Annotated in this window: 6 protein-coding genes and 2 pseudogenes; 5 read left to right on the top strand and 3 right to left on the bottom strand. The window is 44.8% G+C overall.

Features of this window, described 5'->3' with window-relative positions; genetic code table 11:
• Positions 1 to 501: 501 nt before the first annotated feature.
• Positions 502 to 1545, bottom strand: a complete 1044-nt coding sequence (locus tag IM456_RS11350) for an N-acetyltransferase DgcN family protein (protein ID WP_149987684.1) — start codon at positions 1543 to 1545, stop codon at positions 502 to 504.
• Positions 1546 to 1668: 123 nt separating this feature from the next.
• Positions 1669 to 2715, bottom strand: coding sequence for a dipeptide epimerase (locus tag IM456_RS11345; RefSeq protein ID WP_149987683.1), 1047 nt, complete (start codon positions 2713 to 2715; stop codon positions 1669 to 1671).
• Positions 2716 to 2922: 207 nt separating this feature from the next.
• Between IM456_RS11345 and IM456_RS11340 the strand changes: the two genes are divergently transcribed.
• The 5 genes and pseudogenes from IM456_RS11340 to IM456_RS23560 all read left to right on the top strand — a co-directional run bounded on the left by IM456_RS11340 (position 2923) and on the right by IM456_RS23560 (position 6999).
• Complete coding sequence (locus IM456_RS11340) at positions 2923 to 4086, top strand: LptF/LptG family permease (protein WP_149987682.1); 1164 nt, start codon at positions 2923 to 2925, stop codon at positions 4084 to 4086.
• 60 nt (positions 4087 to 4146) lie between these two features.
• Positions 4147 to 4314: a hypothetical protein gene (locus IM456_RS11335; RefSeq protein WP_002759244.1), complete on the top strand. Its 168-nt coding sequence runs from the start codon at positions 4147 to 4149 to the stop codon at positions 4312 to 4314.
• 127 nt (positions 4315 to 4441) lie between these two features.
• Complete coding sequence (locus IM456_RS11330) at positions 4442 to 5785, top strand: adenylosuccinate synthase (RefSeq protein ID WP_125732468.1); 1344 nt, start codon at positions 4442 to 4444, stop codon at positions 5783 to 5785.
• Positions 5786 to 5812: 27 nt separating this feature from the next.
• A complete protein-coding gene (locus IM456_RS11325; RefSeq protein WP_149987681.1) occupies positions 5813 to 6370 on the top strand; it encodes a 50S ribosomal protein L25/general stress protein Ctc in 558 nt (185 codons plus the stop codon).
• Between the two features lie 356 nt (positions 6371 to 6726).
• Positions 6727 to 6999: pseudogene (locus IM456_RS23560) on the top strand (hypothetical protein).
• A 70-nt stretch (positions 7000 to 7069) separates the two neighbouring features.
• On the opposite strand, the pseudogene IM456_RS11320 reads toward IM456_RS23560, so the two are convergent.
• Positions 7070 to 7527: pseudogene (locus tag IM456_RS11320) on the bottom strand (hypothetical protein); the annotation flags it as partial.

The following is a 7527-nucleotide window of genomic DNA, read 5'->3' as shown; positions in this document are numbered from 1 at the left end:
TTGCTGAATAAATCTAAAAACCTTGTTGGATAAGACTTTTGGACTTTTTTCCCCTCAAAAAGTGCCAGCCATTGCGGGGATCGGGGGAAAATTCAGGTACTTTTTCCCTGAAAATTAGGTAGTTGACCACCTGAAAATCGGTAAAACCCCACACCCCACACCCCACACCCCACACCCTGCCCCTAGGAAAAGCTTTTTCAGCAAACCCTAACTATATTCTTTTAATTTAGCTGAGAATAACAAGCTAGATATCTTGGTCGCGCCAATAATGTATTGAGAGTTGATTAACCGTATCTGTGGAAAAATAATGGTGGAAAGATCATAAATTTAGAAGTTCAAAGACGAAATAGATAAACCCTCCATTATACCATAAAAAATTTTTGCAAGAGGTCTATTCAATCATTCCAATCACAGTTGAGACTAATTATGTGATGGACGGTGAAGGTACAAATCAGCTTGCCTTCAGAAGCTGATCACTGTTTACTGTTTACTGATCACTGATTACTGATTACTGATCACTGATAATAACCCTTGACCGCCAAAACGGACAACATCGGTACAAAATAACCCCGTTTCCTCCTGCACAGCTTCTATAGCTTTAACTGCCGCCTCCGGACTAAGATGAAAAGTATTTAAACTAATCCCTTTTACCTTCACTTCCCCGAAACTTCCGCCGGCGCTGGCAGTCATTTCGTAGAGTTTAATCACTTCTGTTAGGGGAGGGATGAGAATATCGGGTAAATCCTTGATATGAATTTGTCCAGCGCGATGGACGAGAATTAACCCCGTTGGTTGACTGCCACGCATTAAGGGCAAGGTAGCAGTCGAACCGGGGTGTAATAGCGAGCCTTGACCCTCAATAAACAAAATATCGTTATTTTCCGCCGATTCTAGCACCAAAGCCTCGATCGCACCAGCAGCATAATCGACGCGCACTGCATCCAAGGGTACACCTTTCCCCGCGATCATAATTCCCCCCTGTCCAGTGGCTAAAAATTGCGATTTTAGCCCTTTTTCTGGGGCAACCCGATGTAATTCGATGCTAGTGGACATTTTGCCCACACTCATATCCGTGCCTACGGTTAAAATACGCTGACAGGTTAAATTTTTCGCCCGCGCTTGCCCAATTTTTAGGTCTTGGGGTTCCAGACGGATATCCCAAATCCATTGATCCGGTTTAAGCTGAGGAAAAAGGGGTTTTAGGGGTGTATGGAGACCATTAACGAGGGATAACCCTACATTTACCCCCTCTTTGATTTCTTCTAGCCAATGGGGGGGTAAAATACCTCCTGAGGGTGCGATGCCAATTAACAGGGTATCGGGATGATAGGTTAAAGCTTCCCTAACACTAGCAACAATCGGCAAGGGGCGATCGATTCCGGCCACTTCTTTTAAGGCGCTGCCGGCGCTTTCTGCGTCAATAATCGCCACTACCTGCGCTTTTCCGTAACGCAGATAACTTAACCCGGTTTTGCCGCGAGTTCCTTTGATTCCTTCGTGGAGAAGAATCGCTACTTTCTTGTCAGGAGTCAAATAATTAGTCATCTTTTAAGCTGTTCGTAATTTAAATTGCTTGTTGAGACGAGGCAAGAGGCAACAGGCAAAAGGCAACAGTAAAGGGATTGGGGGAGATTCGGCTAATCTAAGAATAAGCGGTTTAAATACGTCTTAGCTTATCCGTAAACTAACACCCAAACCGGGTGAATTATTTGGTTGTAAACGTCCCTTTTCTAAGCTTAATCCCGTGAAGGGATCATCGCGTAAATTTAAATGACTATCTAGGTCGAGATAGTTGACAAGCGGGCCAAGATGTGCTAGGGCAGTATTGGCTAAACTGCTATCAGAGTAACATCCGAACATAATTTGCAGTCGGCAAGCTTGGGCAACATGAATCATTCTTTGCACTTCCGCTAATCCACCAGCTTTCATTAGTTTAATATTAATGCCGTGGACTCGATCGGCCAGTTTCGGGATATCTTGACTAGAAAAACAGCTTTCATCAACGAAGATGGGTAGGGGCGATTTTTCGTATAAATCAATTAAATCTCGTTCTTGTCCCACGGATAGGGGTTGTTCCACATAAATAACGCCTTTTTCCTCTAACCATTGGCACATTTTCACCGCATCGCTAAATTGCCAACCACCATTAGCATCGACAGTTAGGGGCAAATGGGGGACAATTTCTTTAATGGCCAGAATTATGGCTCGATCGGCTTCTATACCTTCCGGTGAGCCTAATTTGACTTTTAATAAGCTAAAATCGCCGATTTCTAGCCAATCTAACAGCCTTTTCTGCACATTTTCTGGAGAATTTAAACCGATAGTAACAGAAACCGGCGGAATTAAAGAGCGATCGAGTCCAAAAATTTGCCAGAGAGGTAAATTAGCTTTTTTGCCTAACCAGTCGTGCAGTGCCGTATCAATAGCGGCACGAGTAGCCGAAGATATCTGATTTTGCCATAAAATTTTCTCAATTTCTTGGCGTTGACAGGGATGAAAAGATTGTAAAATAGGAGCGATCGAGTTTAATTCTTGCAGGATTTTATCGGGTTTTTTCTCCTCGCTGGTAATATCAAAAGGGGATGCCTCTCCCCAACCTTCGATATTTTCCTCGCTAATTTTCAGCCAGATATTAGTATTTTCGCTGGTAGTGCCGCGACTAATCCTTAAAGGTACTCGTTTATGAATAGTAAAAGTTTGCCAGTTTAGAAGCATAATTCACCTCGGGATGATCGGGGAATAGGAACAGAAAAATTATCTACACTTACCCAAATCCTTACTTCTGTCCACTCTCCCCGCAATCATACAACTTCCGGCGGTGTTTTTCGTCAAAGACAAAATATGATAGGCTAACCGAAGGTGTAAGCAAGACGGCTGCGGGTTAGGAAATGGGATGAAATAGGAGTGAGTTAACCAAAATCAATGATTAAGAAAAAGATTTCTTACTGGGTAAATGGAGGTATTGCCCTCATTGATCGCTATCTGATCAGCCAACTACTACCCCCATTTTTATTTAGTGTTGGTTTATTTGCCTCTTTGGGAGTAGCGATCGGGAATCTTTCCGATTTAGCTAATCAGGTAGTTGATGCCAATCTACCCCTCGCTTCGGCCCTAGAAATTCTCCTGTTAAAAGTGCCAGAATTTGTCACTTATTCCCTGCCGGTTTCTCTTTTGCTGGCCACTTTAATCACCTACGGTCGTTTAAGTAGTGATAGTGAAACCGTTGCCCTGCAAAGCTGTGGAGTCACTCTTTATCGTCTTTTTATACCCACTTTTTGCCTGAGTTTAATAGTTACAGTTGTGACATTTTTATTAAATGAATATGTGGTTCCCAATGCTAATTATCGAGCCACAGAAATTTTAGTGCAGAAAATTAATAAAGAAGCAAGTTTTTGGAAAAATAAAGATTTTTATTATCCAGATTATGAAATAAAAACCCTAGAAAATGGTACGATTAATCGCAATTTAATAAGTTTATTTTATGCTGAACAATTCGACGGTGAAAAGATGAAAACAGTCACCGTTATCCGTTGGCTAAAACAAGAATTAAATCAAATTATTATCGCCGATTCGGCCCGTTGGAATGCCGTCGATAACGTCTGGGACTTTTTTAACGGCATTATCTATGAATTAACCCCCCCTAACGCCTCCTATAGCCAAGTTATCCCCTTTAAAGCCGAAAAAATCGCTTTATCTCGCTCCGCTTTCGATTTTGCTCGTCAAAGCCGCGATCCCTACGAGATGAACATACCACAGGCGATCGAATATGTGCAACTGCTCAAACTCAGTGGCGATGATAAGAGAGTCAGGTTTTTTCAAGTGCGAATCCAGCAAAAAATCGCCTTTCCCTTTGTCTGTATCGTCTTTGCTACCATAGGTTGTGCCTTGGGTTCTCTACCGCAAAGAATCGGTCGGGGAACCAGTTTCGGTCTCAGTGTCGCCATTGTTTTCCTCTACTATCTTTTAAACTTCTTAGTGGGCAGCTTGGGACTAACCGCCACCCTCTCCCCCTTCCTAGCTGCCTGGCTGCCTAATTTTTTCGGTTTTGGTTTAGGTCTGTGGTTATTATGGCGACTTAACGGTTAGACTTTTTTGAAAATTTTCGTCAAGATAGGAGACGTAGAGTTATAGCAGGCCTCTTAGTCTATGTTTCCCTTCTTCTTTAACACTTGTGGCAGCACTTCCCGCCAAGAATGTCAAGAGCGTAAATTAACATTCCTCAAATGGATGCGCGATGACCTCGAAACCCGTCTAGCGGGATTAAATGCCGCTATCGAAACTATCGAGCGTCAAATCAGTCGGGAAGGTCAATAAACCCTGAAAATAGGCGAGTTTTACCCTCGCCTTCTCCCCACAATTAGCTAAGAGAGATAACTTGACAGTTGTATTCGCCAAGAGAGATAATAGTAGTTTGTGTGAACTTTAGCTAGACTAAAATACCTTGGCTAACGTTATTGTAATCGGCGCTCAGTGGGGCGACGAAGGAAAAGGAAAAATCACGGATCTGCTGAGTCGATCGGCGGATGTGGTGGTGCGTTCTCAAGGTGGCGTAAATGCGGGTCATACCGTCGTCGTCGAGGAGCAAACGTTCAAACTCCATCTAATTCCCTCTGGGATTCTCTACCCAGATACGGAATGTATAATCGGCTCAGGAACAGTCATAGATCCCTCGGTGTTACTCAAAGAGATGGCGCAATTACACGCCCTCAATGTCACCACCGACAATCTCTATATCTCGCAAACGGCTCATGTCACTATGCCCTATCATCGGCTGCTCGATCAAGCATCCGAGGAAAAACGGGGTAAATATAAAATCGGCACCACGGGAAGGGGTATCGGCCCCACCTATGCCGACAAATCCGAGCGCATCGGCATTCGAGTCATCGACTTGATGAATACCGAGAATCTGCGGCAAAAACTAGAATGGACGATCAATTATAAAAACGTCATTTTAGAAAAGTTATATAACTTACCGCCTTTAGATGCGAAGACGGTGATCGAGGAATATCTAGAATATGCGGAGATACTGCGTCCCCATGTGGTCGATAGTTCCCTAAAAATCTACGAGGCAATCCGCAAGCGTAAGAATATTCTTTTTGAAGGGGCCCAAGGCACCTTACTCGACCTCGATCACGGAACCTATCCCTACGTTACCTCCTCCAATCCGATCGCCGGCGGTGCTTGTGTGGGTTCTGGCATCGGTCCGACGGTAATCGATCGAGTGATCGGTGTGGCCAAAGCTTACACCACTAGGGTAGGGGAAGGTCCATTTCCCACGGAATTAGAGGGGGAGATCGAGCAGTTATTATGCGATCGTGGGGCGGAATTCGGGACTACCACCGGCCGTCGTCGTCGCTGTGGTTGGTTTGATGCGGTGATCGGTCGTTACGCGGTGCGAATCAATGGTTTAGACTGTCTAGCGATCACCAAGTTAGATGTTCTCGATACCCTAGAGGAAATCAAAGTCTGTGTGGCCTACCAATTGGACGGCCAAACCTGTCGCCATTTACCCAGCAGTGCCGGGGAATTCGCCCGTTGTCAACCGATTTACCGAACGATGCCGGGGTGGCAACAACCCACCAGTGATTGTCGCAGTCTGGAAGACCTACCCAAACAGGCCCTCGATTATCTAAAATTCCTGGGGGCGATCATGGAAGTACCGATCGCTATTATCTCCCTAGGAGCTAGTCGCGACCAAACTATCATCGTTGAAGACCCCATTCACGGGCCAAAACGCGCTCTTTTGGACGAAAATGGCTCACCTTGGGATAATCACGAATTTTAAATCATTGCTAAAGAGGATTAGTCAACTATGCAAGTTAGCGTTGAATGTCAAAAAAGACCCGAAAATATTAACCCCAGGGCCCTACGTCGTCAGGGTTTGATCCCGGCGGTTCTCTACGGCCACAACGGCACGGAATCGGTTTCCCTCGTGGTGGGAGAAAAAGCGGCCTTAACCCTGCTCAAAAAGGCCTCGGTAAATAATACCTTGGTGGATGTGAATGTTCCCGAAATGCCTTGGACGGGAAAAGCTTTGATCCAAGAGGTACAATCTCATCCTTGGAAAAGAAATCTCTATCACCTCAGTTTCTTCTCAGTATCTGCCCACGGTAAGCTCGATATCGTTGTTCCGATTAAAGCCATGGGAGAAGCGATCGGAACCAAACAGGGCGGTTTAATCGAACAGTTCGTCAACGAAGTTAATGTCTCCTGTATTGCCGATAATATCCCAGAAGTGATCGAATTTGATGTTTCGGAGATCGGTGTGGGGCAATCCCTGCTCGTGGGTGATTTAAAAATGCCGGAAGGGGTAACTTTAAAAGACGATCCCCATACCACCGTTTTTGCCATTGTTGCCGCTAAACGGTAAATTCAGTGATCGGTGGTCGGGTGATCGGGTTTTGGGGTGATAGGGTGATGAGACAGCTTCCCCCTCCCCAACCCCCACTCTGCCATAACTGCTACTGCATACTTTGTGCTTTTTGTCAAAAAAACTTTTTCTTTGCAATAAAACTACACAAAAAAAAGAGCATCGTTGTGGGTGAAATTGACTAATTTACCTGTCTTAATTAGGATCACCCTGTAGGTGTAGCAAGGGTTTCAAGCATTGCTGTCCAAAAAAGCACAGAATAACCCACTATGAAATTCTATCAAATCGCTGTAACCATTACAACATCGTTGTTAAATAAAAATCTTTCTCAATTAATTCTTAAGAATTTGTAAATATTGCGAAATGTTAATTTAAATATTCTCAAGTTTTTGGAGTCAATAGATAATTTTTGTTTATCTTTGGCGCACATTGGGTTAGAAGTCGGGAGTTAGGAGACAGGAGACAGGAGACAGGAGACAGGAGATTATTTCTATTTATTCTCCCCACACTCCACACCCCACACCCAACACCCCACACCCCACTTCCCCACTGCCCTCTCCGGTACTCCGGTGCGCCCCTCTCCCTGCTGCCATCTACTGGAGGGTTATAGCGTGAAAACGCTCAAATAGCTCCTCGCGGGCGGATTCGATTGATAATAGCCGTGCGCTGCAAAGGAGGCAAGAAATAGACCCCTTCGGGCTAATTCGGGTCTAAGGCCGCCCCAAAACCGTTTAATATAGTCTCACTAACCAGAGGCGCAAGAATCCATAAACGGGGCAAATTTTCCTGATTGTAGGGGCTATTTTCTCGTTTGGCCTGTCGCTGTAGTTCAGCAAAAACGGCGGTTAATTTCGAGAGACAATTACGCACATCGGCACGAGTGGGAGAATTACGATCGGGTTCTAGGAGAGGGCTCTTTAGGGCAATTTGACCTAATAATCCTAGATTATCGACAGTTATCTGCCGATCTGGATGGGGCGAAAAAAATAGATCAATCTGTTGGGTTTCGTCGGTAAGGGACTTGCGCTTTGATAATGTACCTTTTGGGCGAACGCAGTTCGCCCCTACATTGTGGACAAAATCCGTTACTGTAGGGGCGCAAAGCTTGCGCCCTCCGATCGATTGGGATATTATTTCCACGCAAGTCCCTAATTTCT

It is taken from the genome of Microcystis sp. M079S1, from assembly GCF_020246425.1.
Classification (GTDB): Bacteria; Cyanobacteriota; Cyanobacteriia; order Cyanobacteriales; family Microcystaceae; genus Microcystis; species Microcystis aeruginosa.
The sequence above is the reverse complement of the archived record's forward strand: the minus strand, read 5'-3'. Positions and strand labels throughout refer to the sequence as shown.

What these genes read in the sequence shown, in the direction of transcription:
- IM456_RS11350 (WP_149987684.1), bottom strand. Translation starts at nt 1,545, where the DNA reads ATGACTAATTATTTGACTCCTGACAAGAAAGTAGCGATTCTTCTCCAC.
- IM456_RS11345 (WP_149987683.1), bottom strand. Translation starts at nt 2,715, where the DNA reads ATGCTTCTAAACTGGCAAACTTTTACTATTCATAAACGAGTACCTTTA.
- IM456_RS11340 (WP_149987682.1), top strand. Translation starts at nt 2,923, where the DNA reads ATGATTAAGAAAAAGATTTCTTACTGGGTAAATGGAGGTATTGCCCTC.
- IM456_RS11335 (WP_002759244.1), top strand. Translation starts at nt 4,147, where the DNA reads ATGTTTCCCTTCTTCTTTAACACTTGTGGCAGCACTTCCCGCCAAGAA.
- IM456_RS11325 (WP_149987681.1), top strand. Translation starts at nt 5,813, where the DNA reads ATGCAAGTTAGCGTTGAATGTCAAAAAAGACCCGAAAATATTAACCCC.